21 protein-coding genes are annotated in these 21975 nt (G+C 47.8%); 10 read left to right on the top strand and 11 right to left on the bottom strand.

Going from position 1 to position 21975, the window contains the following annotated elements:
* Positions 1-41 precede the first annotated feature (41 nt).
* Positions 42-1250, top strand: a complete 1209-nt coding sequence (locus GBK04_RS26570) for an MraY family glycosyltransferase (RefSeq protein ID WP_152765008.1) — start codon at positions 42-44, stop codon at positions 1248-1250.
* A gap of 106 nt (positions 1251-1356) precedes the next feature.
* Entirely contained in the window at positions 1357-3627 is a 2271-nt protein-coding gene (locus GBK04_RS26575) for an NADP-dependent malic enzyme (RefSeq protein ID WP_152765010.1), read from the top strand.
* 74 nt (positions 3628-3701) lie between these two features.
* Here GBK04_RS26575 and GBK04_RS26580 read toward each other — a convergent pair whose 3' ends face one another.
* Positions 3702-4406, bottom strand: a complete 705-nt coding sequence (locus GBK04_RS26580; protein ID WP_373331382.1) for an alpha/beta fold hydrolase — start codon at positions 4404-4406, stop codon at positions 3702-3704.
* 407 nt (positions 4407-4813) lie between these two features.
* Here GBK04_RS26580 and epsC point away from each other — a divergent pair, with 407 nt between their 5' ends.
* Entirely contained in the window at positions 4814-5638 is an 825-nt protein-coding gene (gene epsC / locus GBK04_RS26585) for a serine O-acetyltransferase EpsC (RefSeq protein ID WP_152765013.1), read from the top strand.
* Between the two features lie 46 nt (positions 5639-5684).
* On the opposite strand, the gene GBK04_RS26590 is transcribed toward epsC, so the two are convergent.
* Positions 5685-6278 (bottom strand): TetR/AcrR family transcriptional regulator, encoded by a 594-nt coding sequence (locus GBK04_RS26590; RefSeq protein ID WP_152765015.1) that lies wholly within the window; start codon positions 6276-6278, stop codon positions 5685-5687.
* Between the two features lie 645 nt (positions 6279-6923).
* On the opposite strand from GBK04_RS26590, the gene GBK04_RS26595 reads away from it, so the two are divergent.
* A complete protein-coding gene (locus tag GBK04_RS26595) occupies positions 6924-7850 on the top strand; it encodes an ROK family protein (protein ID WP_152765017.1) in 927 nt (308 codons plus the stop codon).
* A 39-nt stretch (positions 7851-7889) separates the two neighbouring features.
* Here the strand turns inward: GBK04_RS26595 and ppk1 are convergent, their stop codons facing one another.
* The 3 genes from ppk1 to GBK04_RS26610 form a co-directional block, all read right to left on the bottom strand.
* On the bottom strand, positions 7890-10022 hold the full coding sequence (ppk1, locus tag GBK04_RS26600) for a polyphosphate kinase 1 (protein ID WP_152765019.1): 2133 nt from the start codon (positions 10020-10022) through the stop codon (positions 7890-7892).
* 77 nt (positions 10023-10099) lie between these two features.
* Positions 10100-10747, bottom strand: a complete 648-nt coding sequence (gene pyrE / locus GBK04_RS26605; RefSeq protein ID WP_152765021.1) for an orotate phosphoribosyltransferase — start codon at positions 10745-10747, stop codon at positions 10100-10102.
* Entirely contained in the window at positions 10747-12048 is a 1302-nt protein-coding gene (locus tag GBK04_RS26610; protein ID WP_152765023.1) for a hemolysin family protein, read from the bottom strand. Before GBK04_RS26610 ends, pyrE begins: the two co-directional genes overlap by 1 nt.
* A gap of 99 nt (positions 12049-12147) precedes the next feature.
* Between GBK04_RS26610 and GBK04_RS26615 the strand changes: the two genes are divergently transcribed.
* The 3 genes from GBK04_RS26615 to GBK04_RS26625 all read left to right on the top strand — a co-directional run bounded on the left by GBK04_RS26615 (position 12148) and on the right by GBK04_RS26625 (position 13662).
* On the top strand, positions 12148-12837 hold the full coding sequence (locus tag GBK04_RS26615; RefSeq protein WP_152765025.1) for an NUDIX hydrolase: 690 nt from the start codon (positions 12148-12150) through the stop codon (positions 12835-12837).
* Between the two features lie 85 nt (positions 12838-12922).
* A complete protein-coding gene (gene trxA / locus GBK04_RS26620; RefSeq protein ID WP_152765027.1) occupies positions 12923-13222 on the top strand; it encodes a thioredoxin in 300 nt (99 codons plus the stop codon).
* A 26-nt stretch (positions 13223-13248) separates the two neighbouring features.
* The gene (locus tag GBK04_RS26625; RefSeq protein WP_152765028.1) at positions 13249-13662 is read left to right on the top strand and encodes a DUF983 domain-containing protein; all 414 of its coding nucleotides are present in this window, start codon (positions 13249-13251) and stop codon (positions 13660-13662) included.
* Here the strand turns inward: GBK04_RS26625 and coaD are convergent.
* From coaD to GBK04_RS26645, 4 genes are read right to left on the bottom strand one after another with little or no spacing between them, the layout of a single operon-like run.
* Entirely contained in the window at positions 13659-14120 is a 462-nt protein-coding gene (gene coaD / locus GBK04_RS26630; RefSeq protein WP_152765030.1) for a pantetheine-phosphate adenylyltransferase, read from the bottom strand. The genes GBK04_RS26625 and coaD overlap by 4 nt on opposite strands.
* Positions 14121-14144: 24 nt before the next feature.
* A complete protein-coding gene (locus tag GBK04_RS26635; protein WP_152765032.1) occupies positions 14145-15050 on the bottom strand; it encodes a DUF3822 family protein in 906 nt (301 codons plus the stop codon).
* A gap of 8 nt (positions 15051-15058) precedes the next feature.
* On the bottom strand, positions 15059-15547 hold the full coding sequence (locus GBK04_RS26640) for an NUDIX domain-containing protein (protein ID WP_373331383.1): 489 nt from the start codon (positions 15545-15547) through the stop codon (positions 15059-15061).
* Positions 15548-15606: 59 nt separating this feature from the next.
* Positions 15607-16044: a CBS domain-containing protein gene (locus GBK04_RS26645; RefSeq protein WP_152765034.1), complete on the bottom strand. Its 438-nt coding sequence runs from the start codon at positions 16042-16044 to the stop codon at positions 15607-15609.
* Between the two features lie 132 nt (positions 16045-16176).
* On the opposite strand from GBK04_RS26645, the gene GBK04_RS26650 reads away from it, so the two are divergent.
* A complete protein-coding gene (locus GBK04_RS26650; RefSeq protein WP_152765036.1) occupies positions 16177-17607 on the top strand; it encodes an ATP-dependent DNA helicase in 1431 nt (476 codons plus the stop codon).
* Here the strand turns inward: GBK04_RS26650 and GBK04_RS26655 are convergent.
* The gene (locus tag GBK04_RS26655; RefSeq protein WP_152765038.1) at positions 17575-18396 is read right to left on the bottom strand and encodes a sterol desaturase family protein; all 822 of its coding nucleotides are present in this window, start codon (positions 18394-18396) and stop codon (positions 17575-17577) included. The two genes, GBK04_RS26650 and GBK04_RS26655, sit on opposite strands and share 33 nt — an antisense overlap.
* Before the next feature lie 27 nt (positions 18397-18423).
* Positions 18424-19380: an L-threonylcarbamoyladenylate synthase gene (locus GBK04_RS26660; RefSeq protein ID WP_152765040.1), complete on the bottom strand. Its 957-nt coding sequence runs from the start codon at positions 19378-19380 to the stop codon at positions 18424-18426.
* 204 nt (positions 19381-19584) lie between these two features.
* Between GBK04_RS26660 and GBK04_RS26665 the strand changes: the two genes are divergently transcribed.
* A complete protein-coding gene (locus tag GBK04_RS26665) occupies positions 19585-21330 on the top strand; it encodes a GMC family oxidoreductase (protein ID WP_152765042.1) in 1746 nt (581 codons plus the stop codon).
* Between the two features lie 11 nt (positions 21331-21341).
* Positions 21342-21971, top strand: coding sequence for a gluconate 2-dehydrogenase subunit 3 family protein (locus GBK04_RS26670; protein ID WP_152765044.1), 630 nt, complete (start codon positions 21342-21344; stop codon positions 21969-21971).
* Positions 21972-21975 lie beyond the last annotated feature (4 nt).

Below are 21975 nucleotides of genomic sequence, written 5' to 3' on the forward strand. Positions count from 1 at the left end.
TTATTCGTAATTCAGATTAGTGACCATCTTCCACTAGTGTTATGGAACAAACTGTACTGAACGAAATAGTTGCGGGCGGGTACTTTAAAGGACTTGCCGATCGGGAAGTGTATCAGTGTGCGCTTTCATTACTGGTGGCTTGTTTTTTATCCATCATCTCTATTCCCATTATTATCAACTTGTCCAATCTTCTGAACCTGACCGCAAAACCGGGTTTCAGAAGTTCGCACGATACCGACACTCCCACTTTGGGGGGGATAGCCTTGTTTGCCGCCACGCTTATTGCCTTTTTTCTCTGGCCGCACTCCCAGGAAGCTACTGATTCAAACCTCACCAGTCTTTCCATGGTAGGTCTGACCATCCTATTCTTCCTGGGACTAAAAGACGATATTCTGGCCCTCGATTCGGCCAAGAAGCTGATTATCCAAATTATAGCTACCCTCACTCTCGTGGTCATGGGAGACTTCAAGGTGGATTATCTCTACGGGATTTTCGGGTGGTATTATATTTCAGATATCTGGAGCATCCCACTGACGCTTTTCATCTTTATTTCTTTAATCAACGCCATCAACCTCATTGATGGTATCGATGGACTTGCCGGTGGAATAAGTCTCATAGCGTGCATGTGGTTTGGGTTTTGGTTTCTGCTGAACCAACATTTTACATTTGCCTGCCTTGCTTTCTCACTCTCAGGTGCATTATTGGGCTTTCTGCGGTTCAATTTTTCTAAAACCAGCAAGATATTCATGGGTGATACAGGTTCGCTGATTGCCGGGTTCCTGCTGTCTTTTTTCACGATTGAGTTTCTGCGTTTGAACGTAAGTTTCCGAAATGATCCCAATGCTTTTTTCAATGCCCCAATCATTGTAATGATTGTACTCATTGTCCCGATTTTCGATACCCTGCGAGTGTTCATCGTGCGGATACTCAATGGAAAATCTCCTTTTGTAGCCGATCGGAACCATGTACACCACATCCTGCTCGATAATGGCTTCAGTCATTTGGGTGTTTCTTTGATTCTCTGGTCGGTTACGATCATAAACACCTCGCTTTTTTTCGCTTTCCACGGCGGTGTATCCAACACCACTTCTCTGACAATTTATGTATGCATGTTCGTACTTTATTTGATTGCTGCATATTTTCTGAAAAAGAGGGCGAATTTTGTAAAAAAGCGTAAAGGCCTTCGCAAGGAGGCCGCATTGTCACATGACTCCCAATCTTGGACTAAGAAATTCCTTGAAGACCTCTAATATATGAGGTAACAGCTTTCACATACCTCTTTTCGATCCTGCCCGGTTTTTATTTACTGTTTAGTTTGTTCGTACCTTCGTGGGGAAGTACCATCTCCTATGCTCTATGAACCAAAAAATCAGAAAAGAAGACTCGCTCCATTACCATGCCAAAGGACGCCCCGGCAAAATTCAGGTAATTCCCACCAAAGAAACCAATACGCAGCGTGACCTTTCGCTGGCCTACTCGCCGGGAGTGGCCGATCCTTGTCTGGAAATTGCGGCAAACGTCGAAAATGTGTATGCCTATACCGCCAAAGGAAATCTAGTGGCGGTGATCAGTAATGGTACGGCGGTACTTGGTTTGGGTGACATTGGCCCTGAAGCCTCTAAACCCGTAATGGAAGGGAAAGGACTTCTCTTTAAAATTTATGCCGATATCGACGTTTTTGATATCGAGCTGAATACCAAAGACGTCGATGAGTTTGTAAATACCGTCCGGATTATGGAGCCAACTTTTGGCGGTGTAAACCTGGAAGACATTAAATCTCCGGAATGTTTTGAAATCGAAACCCGGCTTAAAAAAGAATTGAATATTCCGGTCATGCACGATGATCAGCATGGTACCGCCATCATCAGTGGTGCTGCGCTGCTTAACGCCCTGGAATTGGTTGGAAAGAAAATCGAAGAAGTAAAAATAGTGGTTTCCGGTGCGGGTGCTTCCGCCATTTCCTGTACCAAACTGTACGTTTCTTTAGGGGCCTCTCTTTCCAATATCGCCATGTTCGATCGCACCGGGCATATCAATACCAGCCGCGACGATCTGGATGAAATGAAACAGCAATTCGCTTCTATCCGCAAGTACGATTCTCTCGAAAGCGCCATGGTAGGCGCTGATGTGTTTCTAGGTCTTTCAGTAGCCAACGTTGTTTCTAAAGACATGGTACGTTCGATGGCAAACGACCCTATCGTATTTGCCATGGCTAATCCAGACCCCGAAATTTCGTACCCCGATGCGGTTGATGCCCGTCAGGATATTATTATGGCGACCGGACGCTCGGATTACCCCAATCAAGTCAATAATGTACTGGGCTTTCCCTATATTTTTCGAGGCGCCCTTGATGTACGGGCAACGGAAATAAACGAAGCCATGAAGCTGGCGGCGGTGCATGCCCTGGCTGACCTGGCAAAGAAGTCAGTTCCTGACATTGTCAATCTGGCATATAACGAAGCAAACCTGACCTTCAGCCGTACCTACATTATTCCAAAACCGGTTGATCCTCGTCTTCTTACGTCAGTTGCGCCGGCCGTTGCTAAGGCCGCCATGGATACAGGGGTAGCCCGCTACCCTATTACCGACTGGGAAGCTTATGAGCAGCAGTTGGCAAGCCGCCTAGGTAGGTATGAACGCCTGTCACGCGTGATCCTCAACAAGGCCAAAACCGACCGCAAACGGGTGGTATTTGCCGATGCTGAAAATATTCAGGTACTTAAAGCCGCTCAGCAGGTCAGAGATGAAGGAATTGCCATTCCGATCCTTTTGGGTGATTTGAAAACCATACATGGTCTGATTGAGGAACATAAGCTAGATCTGGGAGATGTGCGGGTGGTTGATCCCCGGGCAGTTGAAAATGAAGCCACGGTGGATCAATATGCCGAAATGCTCTATAAGAAACGCCAGAGAAAGGGCATGACTCCTACTGAGGCCCGACGCACAATTTATTATCGCAACTATTATGGGGCCATGATGGTGGAAAACGGAGAAGCCGACGCTTTCATTTCAGGCCTTACCCGCAACTACCCCGATACCATTCGTCCTGCATTACACGTAATTGGTAAAGAGGAGGGAGTGGATCGTGTAGCGGGGATGTATATACTGCTCACTCCCCGAGGACCACTCTTTTTTTCAGACACTACCGTAAATTTAGACCCTACCGTAGAAGAACTAGTGGAAATTACGGAGCTGACTGCACAGGCAATTGAGCGATTTAATATTAAACCTCGCATTGCTATGGTCACTTATTCTAATTTTGGTAGTGCCCAGGGGAAAGATGCCGATAAGATGAGTACTGCTGTATCGATACTGAAGAAAAAACATCCTGACATGATTGTGGATGGAGAGCTACAGGCGCACCTGGCTTTTGATACTGAGCTACTCAAAAAGAACCACCCGTTCAGTGATTTGATCGATGGAGGCGCCAATACACTTATTTTCCCCAATCTTTCCGCCAGCAATATTGCCTATAACCTGTTAAAGGAAGCTGCTCAACTCGAAACGATTGGGCCAATTCTGCTTGGCCTGAAAAAACCTGTACACGTACTTCAATTGGGAAGTTCGGTAAGGGAAATTGTGAATATGGTGGCCATTGCCGTGGTAGAAGCCCAAATGAAAGGTTAACCTTGGCAGGCAAATACCCAACAAACAGAAGTGCCGGCATTCTTTGCCGGCACTTCTGTTTGTTGGGTACCCATCTATCGGGCAACCCCACCCGCAGCTAAGTCAATGGAAATGTTTTTCTGCCGGTGCTTATTGGTGGTCAGAATAATCTGTCTGATCATATCGAGGTGCGAAAATGTCAACATATGGCCCGCTTTGGGTATAGTAATGTACTGAGATCGAAGACTGGGTATTTTACTTTTTGCAAATTCTATATTGACCGGATCGCCAATCCAATCGTTCCCTCCCTGGATCACGACTACGGGCATCGTAAGCTTCTCCCAAATGGGTAACATTTTACGTAATTCCTCTGAATGCTTATATTTTTCGGCCGTGGCCGTATTGAACTCTCTGGGTAGGAAAAGCTGAATCAACCGATTTCGGCCGTATTTAGAGAACCAATAGAATTTCTCCTTCTCCGGGTCAATGACTGGCGAAATCATGATCAGTTGTTTTACAGCCTCGGGCTGCATAGCTGCCATGGCAGCGGCGATTGGGGCCCCATACGAACGGCCCAGTACTATGGCTGGCTCCGAAGAATGGTTCAGTTCAAACACACTGAGTAAGCACCTGGCTTGGGTTTCGATAGAGCTAATTGGCCTTCTGCGTTTGAGCCATGAATTACCATACCCCAAGCGGTCTACGGATACGATATGGAATTTTTTTTGCAGGACGGTATCATCCAACATATTCATGTACCCCCACCAGGCGCCTGGAGCCCCATGGATAAGCAGGAGCATCGGCAAGGTGTCGGAACCAGTACTTGCAACTTGAATACACAGGGTATCGTTCTTAATGCATTGTAGTGTGGGCTTGGGAAGATGGGCATAATGTTTGCGTACCTCCCGTGCTGTGGTGCGGTATTTTGAAAAGCAGGATGTCAATAAAAACATGCTGCAAATTATGTATAGTATGGATTTAGGCATTGTTAATCAAAAGTATAAAGTCAGATAAGTTTTGAAGGGAAGCCGGATTAAGGCCAAAGCGAGAGCCAAATGAATTATCCCGTCAATACTTAAATTAGTGCAATAACTATTCCAGCTCTTGGCCACTAACTTCTTTAATGCGCACAATCTTTTATATAAAAAAAGTGTTAGTGCAAAATAGGCCCTACATTTGACATATCATTCTGAACACGACTTGTTGTATGAATCACGAGCAAAAGACTACTTTCCTTCAGAGAATTTCGGAACAAAATAATACATATCGCTTCCGTTTGCCGTGTAGGCATGAAACAGGGCGTTTCTTACATAACCTACTGGACTTTCTTTTCCCACTCAGTCAGGATTGTCCAGATTTTGGTAAAATGGAAAATCAATCTGCCCGCTTTGATGAAATACAAGTTCAGCTCGACAACCTCCTCATCCCTTTGGAAGATAAGCTTCCTTCTACAAGAAAACAAGTGACTGAGGATTTTTTTACACAACTTCCCGGAATATTCGAATTATTCCTTTCCGATGCAAAAGCCATCGCAGAGAACGATCCGGCTGCGGTTGGTATCGAAGAAGTTATTGCCGTTTACCCGGGCTTCATGGCCATTTGTGCTTACCGAATCGCTCATTTGCTGGCTCAATGTAAGGTACCTCTGCTTCCCCGAATGATCACAGAATATGCGCACGGGGCTACCGGGATCGATATTCACCCGAATGCCGTCATTGGTCATTCTTTTTTCATCGATCATGGTACGGGTGTTGTGATTGGTGAAACTGCTCACATTGGAGACCACGTTATGATCTATCAGGGTGTAACGCTCGGGGCATCGCATGTTGCCAAGTCATTGGCTTCGGTCAAGCGGCATCCCACTATTGAGGACCGAGTGGTGATTTATGCCAATGCCACCATTTTAGGGGGGAATACCCGAATTGGCGAAGGTTCAGTGATTGGGGGCAATGCCTGGGTCACGCATAGTGTACCTGCCTACTCGCAGGTTTATCACCAGAGCAAGGTCGAGATCAAACAACAAATGGCCTAATTTCGAGAAAAGGGTACCTGACCAGCATATAAGCAGTTGGTCCTGGTCACATCACACTTCGGATAAAGCGCCTTACCCCTTCCATATAAATAGGTTCGGCTTTCGCCACCTCAAGACGAGGCTGGGTAATCATGGTAATGGATATAAATCCATAGGTCAGACACCACCATTCGTAGTAGGTTTTCGAAACCATGTCCGCCGCTTTAGGGCGCAGTGCAGCTATCATCTCCCATACCGCATTTCCCCGAATACTCATTTCCTGTCCGTAAACCTGTTTCGATTGGCAATAAGCCCCTTCAAGGTTGAACATTAATTGGAAGACTTCGGGTTGTTCTACTGAAAAGTTCCAGGTACTTTGGGCAACTTCAACTAATTGCTTTTCCGGATTACGGTACAGATTCTTTATACGATCAAATTCATCTTTCAATGTGGCGAATCCCCCGGATCTGATTACTTCCAGTAACTTGTCTTTACTATCAAAGTATTCATACAAAATGGGAGGGCTATATTCAATGACATCGGCGATTTTCCGAATGGATACCGCCTGCCATCCTTCTTCTTTGGCAATTTCGCGGGCTGTTTTGATAATATCCTGGCGAACTTGTTTTTTGAGTCGTTCTCGTCTTTCTACTATTCCCATACGGACTCAGTTGTTGGTTTTATGAATAAAGTGCATTCCTCCTACCAAATGTAAGTAATTTTACATGCTTTCCAAACAGTGTTAGAAAAACAAAAAGGAGGTATGAGGCCTATTATTTTAGTTCCTGACGGCATAAAAATCCCTATCAAATTATCTATCTACTTAGTTTTCAAGGTCTTCAAAATTTCAAATAAATATTTGAAATTTTGAAGACCTGCCCTACGGGCAAGGTATCTCACCCTAGGAGCCTACAGGTACCTTTTTTGTTAAGAATCGGGTTAAATTCTATCCAATTTTAGTTCCCAGCCTATATTTTGGAAGTCCAAGATGATGCAGGATAAAAGCTGATCAGTCGGGTCAGCAAATTGATGGATTGAAAGTACAGCCCAATCTTTCATTAGGTACCCAGGAATGAGACAAATATTCACCCACAGCACAAATCCTACATTCCAGAATCTTTGTAACCTAAGGAATCTCTTATTTCCGGACTTAACTAATCTATTTCCATTCTTCCTTTACCATTCCATGGATTTGCACGGTTTACGATTTATTAGGTATGTTTGTGGACACAAGGGTACGCGAATATTTTACCTTTATAGTCAGTGAATTTCAACCCTCTTTTACTTTAAATTAACTTACTGGACCATGCGCACCTACTGGGGAATTGATTTAGGAGGCACCAAAATCGAAGGCGTTATTCTTTCGAAACCTTCCCCCGAATCGGTCATATACCGTCACCGGATCGACACAGAGTCAGCCCGGGGCTACGACCATATCCTCAGTCGAATCACAGAATTGGTCGCTCACATGCGCGATCATACCGGTTATGTACCCATTGCGGTGGGGATAGGTACCCCCGGTACGGTTGATCCGCAAACGGGGTTGATGAAAAACTGCAATACCACCTGTCTGAATGGCAAACCTCTGCCAACCGATCTGGAGAAAGCGCTAGGGGTACCTGTAGTCTTGGCAAACGATGCGAACTGCTTTGCCCTGGCCGAAGCCCAAATGGGAATTGTACAAGATGTGGTACCCGATTATCGCCTTGTATTCGGGGTCATCATGGGCACGGGGGTCGGGGGTGGAGTCGTGATCCGGGGCAACGATGGACAGGCGTTTGTGCTCAATGGTCTTCAGGGCATCGGGGGTGAATGGGGACATAACATATTGGAAGAAAATGGCTATCCTTGCTATTGTGGCAAGTCAGGATGCGTCGAACAGGTACTTTCCGGGCCAGCTTTGCAACAGTACTATCAGGATCAGAGTGGTGTATTCCGTACGCTCCCTGTCATTTTGGAGCGCTATCATCAGGGAACCGATCCGCATGCCGTGGCAACGGTAGAACGGATGCTTGACAAATTCGGTCAGGCTATCACCACGCTTGTGAATGTACTGGACCCTGATGCCATCGTAATTGGTGGCGGAGTGGGTAATATCGATTTACTATACCAACAGGGTCCTGCGAGAGCAAGCCGGTATGTATTTAATACCGGTTTTCACACCCCGATTCTTCGCCCTAAGCTTGGCGACTCAGCTGGTGTTTTTGGAGCCGCCATGCTAACCTTTAACTAGCCCAGGCATTTGTACACATTTGTGCCCGCGTACTGGAAATCATTCTTCATTTGTTTTTAATTCAGGTTTGGGAGTTTCTGAAATGGCAAATAAGGTGGGGGTACGGTGTTCAATTCGCTCGGTCAAGCGGTAGTTTGCTTCCTGAGCGCGCATTTTGGGGCCATTCTCCGGAATCTTGATATTATTCTGGTAGGTATCCAACCGGACGGCTTTCTGGTTGTCAGCCAGGTAATTTTTAAGTACCTGAATAAGTTGTGATCTTAAATAATCGTCCAGAATTGGATAGCAAACATCGATACGCCGATGAAAATTGCGGTAAGTCCAATCGCCCGACGACAAAAACACTTCAGACTTCCCACGGTTTTGAAAATAAAAAATACGGGAATTTTCGATATATCGATCTACCAGCCGAATCACCGTAATATTATCACTGATCGTGGGCAAATCAGGTATCAGGCAGCAGCTGTCGCCCACAATTATTTTCACCTCCACCCCTACCCGTCCTGCCTGATACAGTTTGGTAATCAGGGATTGGTCCTGCAATTGATTGATTTTTATCAGAATCAGCCCTTTCATACCTGCCTTACAATGGCTGATCTCACGATCGATCAATTCAATGAGTTTTTTATTCATATTGAACTGAGAAGCCATTAAATAATTGAATGGAAGGTACTTGTATTTTTTGGGTTCTTCTCGCGTGATCAGGTACCCAAACAGGAGTTCCAGATCATTCGTGAGTTCGCGCTGACTGGTTAAAAGCGCGTGATCCACAATCTCACGAGAGGTCAAACGGTGAAAACCTCCCGTTCCCAAGTAGGCATATCTATCCCATCCCTTCTTACCTTTTCTTTTGATCAGCGCTATTTTGGCATGAACTTTCAGCCCAGGCAAACTAAAAATGATGCGCACGCCTGCTTCTTTCATTTTTCGTGCCCATTGTAAATTCTCCTGTATATCGAGCTTAGCGTTCAGTTCGACAAAAGTCGTCACGCGTTTGCCGTTTCGGGCAGCACTGATCAGCGAATTGACCAGGAACGAATTCGCACTGATTTTATAAAGTGACACGTAAATTTCCCGCACAAAAGGATCGACAGCGGCTTCATTGAAAAACCGGACTACGGGGTCGATGGAATGGTAAGGCAGGTGTAAAAGCTGGTCGCCCCGGTTGAGGGCCTCAAAAATGGAATCCCCTTCGATCAACTCCACATGCCCGATCGGCCGATGTGGCGGGTATTCCATTTTTTTTTGCACCGTCGGGAATGACTCAAAATCCTGGTAACGCAGGTACCTACCCCGCTCGTGAAACTCCGACATCAGTATTCCCAGCCGTACCGAAAGATATTCGCGCATTTCGAGCGGCATACCCATCTCGCAGAAATACTGATGGGACTGTATGAAATTCTTTTTCTCCAGCTGTCGGCCAATGCGTTGCACTAGTGACAAAGGGTATTCATCATCGAGCGCCAACTCGGTTTGTTGCTCAGATGAAATTCCAAAGCAGTCCATCACCTCAAATCCCGGAAAAAGTACCGCGAGGTTAAATCGTACGATTTTATCCAGAAATGTCACATACTTTATACCGTATAGCTCGGGTAGTTCCACAAAACGGCCTACCTGCTGCACCGGAATATTGACATAGGCATAGGCGATCTCACCGGATTCGCCCCGCCGAATCAGCCGCAGGATAAAGTAGAGCTGGTTTGGCTGAAAAAATGTCAGCTTGGAGTTGCGGCGCCCATCCAGGAACACGGGCTGAATGTGCCGGAATACTTTATCAAGAAAGTACTTTCTGACAAATTCCCGGTGTTCAGGCTTGATTGGTTCTTTGAAGTAGAGATGAACCCCCGCCTCGCGCAATGCAGGAATGAGCTGACTGGCCAGCAGATCATCAAAATTGGTAAGCTGATTCTCGACAGTTTCGAGTATATGTTCTACGAGCGGCTCGGGGTAAAGATTCAGTTTTTCCAAAATATCCCCGCTCACTTCCCGCATGGCGGTAAGCATCGGTATCCGTACCCGGAAAAATTCATCGATCTGATGCGTATACCGGGCTAGAAAACAGAGCCGCTCTTTAACCGGGACCGTTTCATCCGTAGCCTCCTGCAGCAATCGGTAATTGTAGGAAAGCCAGCTAAGGTTATTGTCAAAAAAAGGATGGGATACATCGATCATACCAGAGGCGGGGTCAGGAATTGGATGCCCAAGGTAGCCACAAAATCAGGGATCGGCAATAGCCTTCCCGGAAGCTTTTACCGACCCCAGGTTTCCGGAGATTTTCGCCAGTCAGTTAAGGTAGCTACTTCGTGGGGGCCAATTTGTCCCTGACCGAGTGCTTCCTCGATCAGATAAGAGTAATTGCTCAATGTGGCAAGTTCGACCTGCTTTTCAGCAAAATTCGTATCCGCTACCTCAAAACCATACGAAAAAATGGCCACCATCCCTACCACGTCAATATTTGCACTTCGCAAAGCTTCCGCTACTTTCAGCGAGCTCCCCCCGGTAGAAATCAGATCTTCTACCAACACCACTTTCTGTCCACTTTCCAGCCTTCCTTCTATTTGGTTTCCCATACCATGCTTCTTGGGTTCGGGGCGTACATATGCAAAAGGCAGTTCCAGGAGGTCCGCGACGAGCGCTCCCTGAGCGATGCCCGCAGTGGCTACCCCGGCTATGGCTTCGGCCGAAGCAAAATGCTCGCGCACGAGTTGTGCCAACTCATTCTTGATGAAAGTACGGGCTGTCGGGTAGGAAAGGGCAATCCGATTGTCACAATAAATGGGCGAAAGCCAGCCCGAACTCCACTGAAATGGTTTCTGAGGACTCAATTTGATGGCTTTTGCTTCCAGCAAAAGAGTAGCAACGCGTCGGGCAGTGGTTTCAGGTGAAGAGTAGTGCATCAGTCTTTGGGTTCGGTTGTTTCATGCTTTTTTACCAGGATTTTATCAATCCGGCTTTTGTCCATGTCAATGATCTCGAAATCAAAATGTTTCCACCTAAAGATTTCGCCCGTTTCGGGAATATCCTCTAAAATATGGAGGGCAAAGCCCCCAAGAGTATTGAAACCTACCAATTCCTTCCGTTCCGATTCATGAACATTTACATCGAAATAATGTATAAAATCGTCAAAGGGTAGCTGCGCATCAATCAGGTAGGTCCCGTCATCGCGTTTGATAATTTCGGTTTCGTGCTCATCTTCTTCCGAGATATCCCCTACCAGCGCATCCATGATATCATGCATCGTCACCACGCCCATCAGACCACCGTATTCATCCACGATGATACCAAAAAACACCCGGTGTTCCTTAAATTTTTCCAGTGCTTGGTAGGCGCGGTTGCTTTCTGGCAAATAGACCGGTTCTCGTTTCAAAGCCTGAAGTGATGCCATTCGCTCGTCCACATCCTCTCCAATCAGATCTTTGATATAGATCAGTCCCAGCACATTGTCCACCGTGGCCCGACAGAGGGGATACACCGCATGCTTGGTTTCAAATACCTTGGCTTTGTTTTCCTCCACCGAATCTTCGATGTCCAGCCATACGATTTCCTGCCGGTTCGTCATCAGGGAAGTAACACGACGGTCGCCCAGTTGGAACACATTATGAACGATTTCCTGCTCGATTTCCTCAAAAACTCCGCCCGTGGTACCTTCCTGAATCAAACTTTTGATCTCTTCTTCCGTCACGGAACTTTCATTGGGTTTGATGTTCAGTATCCTGATGAGCAAATCACTGGCAAGGCTGAGCAAGGCTATAAAAGGCGACGTGATCCGCGAAAGCACATTCATGGGCTTGGCCACAAACTTCGCAATGCCTTCGGGATTGGATAGACCGATCCGCTTGGGTACTAATTCTCCCAGAACCAGAGACAGGAATGTGATGAGAAGTACTACAAGGCCTACCGCCAGACTGTGCTTGTACGGACTGATGAACGGGAGTGTTCCCAGCATTGCCTCCAAATCGCTGGTGATCTTGTCGCCACTGTATACCCCGGTTAATATGCCAATGAGGGTAATACCGATTTGGACAGTAGATAAAAAACGATTGGGGGAGTTAGCCAGCTCGAGGGCTGCCTTGGCTTGTTTGTCGCCGTTACGGGCAAAGGCCTCCAAACGCGACTTACGGGATGAAACCAGTGCTATTTCTGACATGGAGAAAACGCCGTTGAGCAGCACTAATAACAGAATTATGAGGAGTTCCAAGTAGGTTCTTGTTGATTGGTGGCACAAATTTATCAATAATACCTGCCCACTTAGATAAAGTCTTTACTTAATTTTGGCAAATACACCATCCTGCTGCCCATGATTCTATTTTTAAATGATCGTCCGGTCAAGATCATCCGACTGAGTGATTTCGATTCGGCCGAAACCGACCAATATGATTCTGTTCTCGATTTAAGGCTATCCAGGCTTAGAGAGATCCGGTTTTCGGGCCATGTCGTGCTGCTTAATGTTACGCCCTCCCTGGCCGCGCAGATCATCGAATTGCTGGATAATCATCCCGAGGACCTGCTTTCCCTGACATTGGTCAGTACTACTCCCAAAGAGATTACCGCCAAAATAAAAAGCATGTACAAAGTCATCAAAGCGGCGGGGGGCGTAGTGCTGAAAAACAACCAATGGCTTGTCATGTACCGACGAAAAGCCTGGGATTTCCCCAAAGGAAAACTGGATCGGGATGAACGCTCGAGGAAAGCGGCGGTGCGCGAAATTGAGGAAGAAACCGGCGTCAAAGCCCGCATCAAAGCCAAAATATGTACCACCTGGCATACCTATACTTTCCAAAACAGTCGAATTCTGAAACGGACAAAATGGTATGTACTCGAATGTGTGAATGACAGCAACATGGCCCCACAAACCGAGGAGGATATCGAGAAATTGGAATGGATGGCTTATCCGCAGGTGCAACAGGTACTTATCAATTCGTTCAGCTCGATAAGGTACGTGGCCGATCGTCTGCACCGAATGCAAACCCAAGCCCGCTCGATGTGACAAATGTCACACTTAATCCGTAGAATTCCGGGCATCTTTGCTGGCATAACTTTGTTATTCAGTTAAAGAAAAAAAACAAATTACCATGGCAAACTTCAAAGAAATCATAAAATCAGAGCAACCCGTACTAGTCGACTTTTTCGCCGAATGGTGTGGTCCGTGTAAAAAGATGAAGCCTGTATTGGAGAATGTGGCCCGCACCATGGAAGGCAAGGCCCGAATTCTAAAAGTGGATGTCGACAAAAACCCCAAGGCGGCAGCGCAATACAAAATTCAGGGGGTACCTACCCTTATACTTTTTCAGGCCGGCCAGATCAAGTGGCGGCAGTCGGGCTATGTGGACGCCAAGCAGCTAAGCAGTGTGCTGGAAAAATTCGTTAATTAATTCTTTTTTATATTGACACCCCTCCCATGTTTAAAGGAACAAAATTGTACAGCATAGCGACCAACACCTGTCCACGATGCCAGGAAGGCCCGTTTTTTAAAACTGCCAATCCGTACGATCTGAAGCAATTTGATAAGATCAATCCCGTTTGCAGTTACTGTGGAGAGTCCTTCCAGCGTGAACCCGGCTTCTACATCGGGGCCATGTACATCAGCTATGCCTTATCAGTAGCTTTGGTGGTAACCGCCTTCGTCGGGTTCGTAATTATTTTTGGGCTTGACATTGAATACGTACTCGCTGGTCTGATCCTGGCGATCATTGTACTTTTACCCATACTTTTCCGAACTGCCCGCATCATCTGGCTTAACATTTTTGTCAAATACGACCCTGAAAAAGCCAAACTTGCCCGGCACCAGAAATTGGCTTCCGAACCGTCCTAAGCTTCCGTCAATGAATAAGGAAGAAATTCATCAACATTCTGGCCATAGCGGTGCAGGTCACGAATAATGCTGGAGCTGATGGGAGCGAAATGCGGCGATGTGATCAGGAACACGGTTTCAATTTCTTCATATACGTAGCGGTTGACTTGGGAAATACCGTTTTCATATTCGAAGTCCGTGGTGTTGCGCAGCCCTCTTAACAAAAATCGAGCTCCCAACTCGCGGGCGATCCGCGCGGTGAGGTCATCATACGTGATCACCTTCACGTTCTTCTCATACTGAAAACAATCTTCGATAAGGTACTTCATTCGGTTGAGGGGGAAATACCGCTGCTTATTGGCATTGTTTCCGATGCCGATCACCACTTCGTCGAACAGGTTTAGACCACGCAGAACAATATCCTGGTGGCCTTTGGTAAAGGGGTCAAATGAACCCGGAAACAAGGCTATTCGCTTCATCTGGAAGGGTCGGTTGGGTAAGGATTATACCATCAGGGTATTTAGAAGTCCAAAGTAGCGATGCTCGGGTATATCTTCAAACTCGTCGATGTACTGCATCAACCGGGGATTTTGTCCAAAATGTAATTTCGGGATAAACCGGGCCAACTCAGTATAAAGTTCTGAATAAGGGGTCACCTCCCCATAGAGCAGTACCTTCACCTCATCGGGGAGTATCTGCAATTGATTCAGGCTGAACAGCACCAGATAGCTCATTTCCATCGGATTCTGATACGTAAAACGATTACAGAATTTAAGGGCACGGCCGTCGGTATAAATCAGAATGAAGTGGCTTGCTTCGAAATGAATTGTTACCAGGCGCTTGAAGTCATATTCGGCCTGACTCGCAATTGCTCCGATAATAAGCGGGCAGGTAAAATGGTAAAACTCGATCGTTTGCAGCGGGTACTGACCCAGCAGCCAATCTGACCACGTCCCCGGCATGGAAAACAGTGTATAGGCATCCACTGCAGTCAGATGGTGGTAGAGTACCCGGCTGTCAGAATAGACAGGTACCCCCGTAGCCAGCTGAAGGTAATCGGCCGTGTATTCTTTTCTAAACAGAGGAGTCGGAATTAAAGTAAAAGCATTCGTATTAACTGCCACACGGATATCTTTCCACTGATCGGAAGGAAGGTAGGGATGGTCCGACACCAGGGCTTTGAGTTTCTCAAGGTACCCCTCCTCGTTTAAGAACGTATCGAAAGCATAATCTTCCAGCCATATGTAACGCCTCGGCTTTTCCTCGACAAAACAAAATCGAAACCGCGTTTCATCAATCTCAATGCACAGGGTACATTGCGCGATACGCGACGCATCGAAATCTTCTTGCGATACTTTTACGGTTGGGCTCAATTGGCTTTCGCTCAGGGCCGGATTTGACAGATTCATAGGCCTATTCAGGTATGCAAGTAGCCATTCAATAAAAAAACATCGTCCAGCGTCTCGCAGTATTGAAACATCCGGTGCACTTCATCAGCAGGATAAGCCTTGATCTGCTCCATCGACATGAGCTGCACTTCCGTGATGATCTGATTGTGCTCGGACATTTCGGGATCGATGCCCACCTTGACTTCTCCCCCTACGATTTGAGTGGTAAAAAACAGTTCCATGGCATGCAGTGGAGGATGCATGAACTCATTAACAAATAAGAGGCTACCTGCTTTGATATGCAGGCCGGTTTCTTCCAGAAACTCCCGCTCCAATGCCGTATGCGCCGTCTCTGCAAATTGAATACCCCCACCCGGCGGGCACCAGAAGGTATCGGTAACTCCGATTCCCCGGTGCCTGACCATCAATAGTCGGTCGTCCATGACGCATATCCCGCATACGCGGGTCCTTAGGCGATTTCCATAAAGTCGGAGTACTTCTTCTCGGGCTTTGTCCACAAGTGTAGCTGTTTTTGGACTGCAAATATAGGAAACCCGCGTAGATAGTCCCGGCAACCTCAGTAAGGACTGCCCGAAATGTAGCTTTCCAGCGATTTAATATGCACACGCTGCTCTCGGATAATGGCATTCACGATATCATTAATCGAGATGATTCCCACCAGCTTCCCGGCTTTGGTCACAGGCAGGTGGCGAATATGCCTTTCCGACATAATTTCCATACATTCCTGTAGCTTTTGCTCCGTTTCAACGGTAATGACCTTACTGGTCATCACATCCTTGATCAGTGTGTCCCGTGAGGCCCGTCCCCGCAAAATACCCTTCCGGGCGTAGTCACGCTCCGAAAATATACCGACCAATTCCCCGGCTTCAAGGACCAGCACGGCACCGATATTTTTTTGTTCCATAATTTCAAGGGCCTCAAATACCGTGTCATCCGGCGCTACTGACCAGATGGTGTCAATTTCTTTTCCTGAAAGGATTTGATGTACTTGCATACGTGGCAGGGTTTAGGAGTTATTTTTATTCCAAGATAGGGTTTAGAATTAACTAAATCCAGTTTATCGGCATTAAGCCGTTAATTTACAATAATATTCCATTTTTTTATTCCGCTAGACGACCGAATACTAATGCCCAATCTTGATCAACCGTTACCTTCCATCGGGTTGACGAAGCGTTTTCCCTTTAAACCCACCGAAAGTCAGGCCCGTTTTTTTGAAAAAATGAATGACTTCCTGGTAGAAGAAGAAGGACTTGAACGATACCGGGATGCATTCGTCCTGAAAGGCTACGCCGGAACGGGAAAGACCACCCTAATCAGCACATTGATTAAAGTGATTCGTAAGTATGGCTACAAATCGGTGCTATTGGCTCCAACCGGGCGAGCTGCCAAAGTCATGGCCACTTACTCCAAAAAAGTAGCCCTTACTATCCACAAGAAAATCTACAAGCAGACCTCCGATGCCTACTCGGGTGCCTTTGTATTTGAGCGCCAGAGCAATTATCATGAGGAGACCTTATTTATTGTCGACGAAGCCTCCATGATTAGCGACGAAGCCGACTTTGGCAATCGAAGCCTGCTCGCGGACCTGATCGAGTACGTCTACGAGAATCCGGGCAACAAACTTCTGTTGGTCGGCGATACGGCACAGCTTCCTCCCGTCGGAAGGGAAATCAGTCCGGCGCTGGACAAGGAATACCTCGAGAAGAAGTACCAGATATCGGTAATGGACGAAGAGCTGACGGAAGTCATGCGCCAGGATGAACAGTCGGGAATCCTCTCTAACGCCACCGAACTACGAAAACAACTGAGTGACCAAACACCGGCCATTCAAATTAACACCCGTACCTTCCCGGATATTTTCCGGATGACCGGGGAAAAATTGGAGGACGGACTGCGCTATGCCTATGATAAACACGGGGTCGAAAATACGATTATCATTACCCGATCTAACAAGGCGGCTGTGCAGTACAATCAATATATCCGGCGGACGATCAATTTCAGTGAAGATGAACTCGATGCCGGCGACCGGCTTATGGTAGTTCGTAACAACTACACCGTCCTGGATGAGGATTCGCCCGTAAACTTTATTGCCAATGGCGATTTTGTGGAACTCCTAAAACTGAAACGAACCGAGGAAATCCACGGGCTCCGGTTTGCCGACGCCGTCCTGCGTCTCACCGATTACGAAGACCAACCCGAATTCGAGGCAAAAATTATGCTGGATACCCTGCACTCTTCGGCGCCGTCGCTCACACAGGATGAAAACAAGCGCCTTTACGAAAGCGTGATGGAGGATTATTTTTTCATTAAATCCAAAAAAGAACGGACGGAGGCTCTGCGGAAGGACCCTTACCTGAATGCCCTACAAATCAAATTCGCCTACGCACTTACCTGCCACAAGTCCCAGGGCGGCCAGTGGAGTGCAGTCTTTATCGACCAAGGGTACCTACCTGAGGACCAGGTCAACAGTGAATTCATCCGGTGGCTTTACACCGCTATTACCCGGGCTACTGATGAAGTATTCCTAATGAATTTTCACCCCCATTTCTTCGGCTGATTTGGCCACAGGTACCTGCGTTTTTTTATCGAACAGCGCCATGTAGTCGGGGCTTTCGGTGCGCATCCACTGGTCCCAGAAGGTAAAATACAGGCCGTAGTTATAGCGAAACTGGGCGTGGTGCAGGCTGTGGTGCGTGGCCCCGATCCACCAGCGGCCAAGCCAATGGCGATTGAAATCGCGGGGATAGAGTTCAGTATTGAGGTGGTTAATGGCACTGGTAATGGTCATCAACGTCAGGATGGCCGCCAGGGCGTATATGTGCAGGGGCACGATGAAAGTCATCAGGGGTATAAAAGCCGCCTGTAACACACTCTCAAGCGGATGAAATGAAAAGGAAGTCCAGGCCGATGTCGTTATGCTATCGTGATGTACCTTGTGGATCGCCTTGTAGATTCCAGGCTTGTGCATCCAGCGGTGGAGCCAGTAATAATACGTTTCGTGGAGGAATAGCATCAGTCCAATACTCACAAAAAACCAAAGCCTGGGATAGGCATTCCAGTCCAGGTACACCCGGGTGTAGCCTTTTTGCCAGGCCACCAGCAGTAAGGTACCTGCCAGCGCAAAAAGCAGCGATGTGATCAGCGACCAGCCGATTTCCACCCAGTTTTGTCGGGCTCGCCGGGGACGAAGCTGTACCTCGCGGCTTACAAAATGCTCCTTAAAAAAACGGTTTACCAAAACATCAAACAGCAGGGCTGTACCGACGTAGCGTCCGAAAATTCCCAGAAAAATGAACAGACTGGTGAGCAAGAAGGTAGGTAGGTCGGTGAAGTCAATCGTTTCCATAAAATCAAATAAAACTAGTACCTCCAGTTAGCGAACCGATGCCCTAAACAGTCGGTCGTTGATGGCCCGGCCCAAATCCCGCTCCGGTAATTTCTCGGCCCAGATCGATCGGATCGGCAATGCATCCAACTGTCTGAGGTACCCAAAAAGATGGTGAGCCGCCTCCCGAAGATCGCCGCTTGGCGAAAGCACCAGGCTGTTGGAAAGTCCGTCCAACTCAGGGGAATCCTGGAAGAATAGCCCTCCCCTGTCAGGAAAAGCCAGCTGGGCAAGTACCTGCTCACGCGACCCCAGATAGAGGGGCTTGCGTGGTGCATAGTGACTTTTGAGCATACCCGGCGCCTGGGGATTTGAACTGGAATGCAGGGTGGTAGAAACCTCCCCCACCACCGATTCGATCGCTTCTAGGGGTAGTCCCCCCAACCGTAAAACGGTAGGTTTACCACCCTCAAAACTCACAATGGTTGATTCAATACCCACCTGACATTCTCCGCCATCCAGAATATAGGGAATGGCTTTGCCTAGTTGTGCAGCCACGTGGGTGGCGGTAGTCGGACTGATGTACCCAAATGGATTGGCGCTTGGTGCCGCCAAAGGGAAGCCTAGCACTTTTAATAATTCCAGGGTCAGAGGATGATTTGGAACACGGACGGCTACCGAAGGAAGACCTGACGTCACCAGATCAGCAATTAACGGACCTTTGGGTAGTACCAGGGTGAGTGGTCCGGGCCAGAATGCCTCGGCCAGACTCCGGGCTTGCCAGGGTAGGTTGAGAATGTAGGGCGCCAAAGATTCCAGTGAATCGGCATGCACGATGAGGGGATCAAAAGTAGGGCGATTTTTAGTTTCAAAAATGGAAAGCACTGCTCTGTTATCCAGTGCATTGGCTCCCAACCCATAGACCGTTTCGGTTGGAATTGCTACCAACTGCCCTCGACGAAGCAATTCCGCCGCTTTTTGAACGTTCCTACCGATCAAGCTCATGCGTCTCTTAAAGATTTTTTTACAAAGGTACACGTTGGAACCGACATGTAATCCGCAAGTGCCGGGTACGTAGGTCATTTTCACTTCCTATCCCGGATGATTTCTTAATTTATTTTATTTAATCCCGCCTGCATTAGTAGGAAACTCCCGGGCCTGCCTTATATTCGTTGATCACAACAAATCCAGTATTCAACTCTCAAGCTTATGAGTTTTCAAATCAAAAAAGCACCTACCGAATTCGATGTATGCATTATCGGATCGGGTGCGGGCGGTGGCATGGCCGCTTACCAGCTGGCCAAAGCGGGTGCTAAGGTAGCCCTTTTGGAAGCAGGAGGGTACTTTGATCCAGCCGATCCAAAGTATATCACTCAGCTCAAATGGCCCTACGAGTCGCCTCGCCGAGGTGCTAGTACCCAGTTCCGTAACTTTGGCGATTTCGATGCGGCCTGGGGTGGATGGGAAATTGCAGGAGAACCGTACACCCGCAACCGGGGTACCGAATTCGACTGGTTCAGGTCCCGGATGCTGGGCGGCCGCACCAACCACTGGGGGCGGATTTCCCTACGATTTGGCCCCAACGATTTTCGCCGTAAAAGCATTGATGGTCTTGGCGAAGACTGGCCGATTGACTATAATACCGTAAGCCCTTATTACGATAAGGTGGACAAACTCATTGGCGTCTTTGGCGAAAAAGCAAATCTACCCAACGACCCCGATAGCATTTTCCTGCCTGCTCCCAAACTACGTCTTCACGAGCATATGATTAAGAAAGCAGGTACGAGTGTCGGGGTACCTGTCATTCCCTCCCGGCTTTCTATTCTCACAAAACCCGTCAACGACGAGCGTGGCTCCTGTTTCTATTGCAGCCAGTGCAACCGGGGATGTCAGGCCTATGCTGACTTTTCGGCCTCATCGGTACTGGTAATTCCTGCCGTTAAAACCGGCAATGTCACCCTGATTACCGACGCAATGGCCCGTGAGGTACTTACCGATCCGGGTACTGGCCTGGCCACCGGAGTATCCTACGTAGACCGGCAAAAACTGACCGAACATACCATCAAGGCCAAAATTGTCGTGTTGGCCGCCAGTGCCTGCGAATCCGCACGTTTGCTTTTGAATTCCAAATCGAATCGTTTTCAGAATGGCCTGGCTAATTCCAGTGGAGTGGTTGGAAAATATCTGCACGATTCAACCGGAGCTTCCCGCAGTGCTTTTATGCCTAGCCTTATGGATCGTAAACGGTATAATGAAGACGGCGTAGGTGGCGCGCACATTTACTCGCCCTGGTGGCTCGATAACAAAAAACTGGATTTCCCACGGGGGTACCATATCGAGTACGGCGGAGGTATGGGTATGCCAGGGTACGGCTTTGGCTGGGGAATGGAAAATACCAATGGAAAATATCCCGGACCCGACGGCAAAATGAAACCGGCCGGTGGCTATGGGGCTTCCCTGAAAGACGATTACCGCCGTTTTTATGGTGCCAATATTGGCATGTCGGGCCGCGGTGAGGCCGTTGCTTCGGAAGATAATTATTGCGAGATCGACCCCAGGGCAGTTGATAAATTCGGTATCCCCGTACTGCGATTCAACTACAAGTGGTCGGATTATGAGATCAAGCAAGCCAAGCACATGCAGGATACCTTTGAAGAAATCATTCATGCCCTGGGCGGTATCCCGAATGGTACCAAACCTGGTGCTGATAGCAATTATGGATTGGCCGCACCCGGACGGATCATCCACGAGGTAGGTACCGTGCGGATGGGTAACGACCCAAAAACCTCGGCCCTGAACAAATATTCGCAGGCCCATGATGCCAAAAATGTGTTCGTGGTGGATGGAGGAGCTTTTGTTTCCCAGGCCGACAAGAACCCTACCTGGACCATTTTGGCTCTCTCGTGGCGCGCCTCGGATTACATCATCGATCAGGTCAAGCAAAAAAATCTTTAACATCCCATCTTATGAAACGCAGAGACACGCTCAAAGCGATCACCTTAAGTTCTTTCGGCATTGCTGCCGTCAATCCCCAGGAACTTCTCGCCGAACGGCGCGAAATGGAACTGGCCATGGCCGCCGAAGACCCTAAAGTCGTCGGTTTTGGCCGCACGGAAGAAGAGGCCGCCTACGATGCCCGGCTGATGAAGGAAAAGTACTTCACCGACGCCGAACTGGCTACCCTGGCGGTATTGTCTGATATCATCATTCCGGCCGATAAGAACTCGGGAAGCGCCTCCCAGTCGGGGGTACCTCAATTCATTGAGTTCATGGTCAAAGACCAGCCCAACTGGCAGACTCCCTTCCGGGGTGGATTGGCCTGGCTGGATCAGGAATCGCGGAAGCGATTTGGGAAGATTTTCACGGCCATCACAGCTGATCAACGACTAAAAATCGTAGACGACATCGCTTATCCCGAACTCGCCAAACCCGAAATGAGTCAGGGAGTGGCTTTTTTCAATACCATGCGCAATTTTACAGCGACCGGCTTTTTTTCCAGCGAAATGGGAATTAAAGATATAGGTTACATGGGAAATCGTCCTAATGTTTGGGATGGTGTGCCCGCCGATGTATTAAAAAAGTACGGCTTTAGCTAGGGCC

The organism is Salmonirosea aquatica, from assembly GCF_009296315.1.
GTDB classification, from domain to species: Bacteria; Bacteroidota; Bacteroidia; order Cytophagales; family Spirosomataceae; genus Salmonirosea; species Salmonirosea aquatica.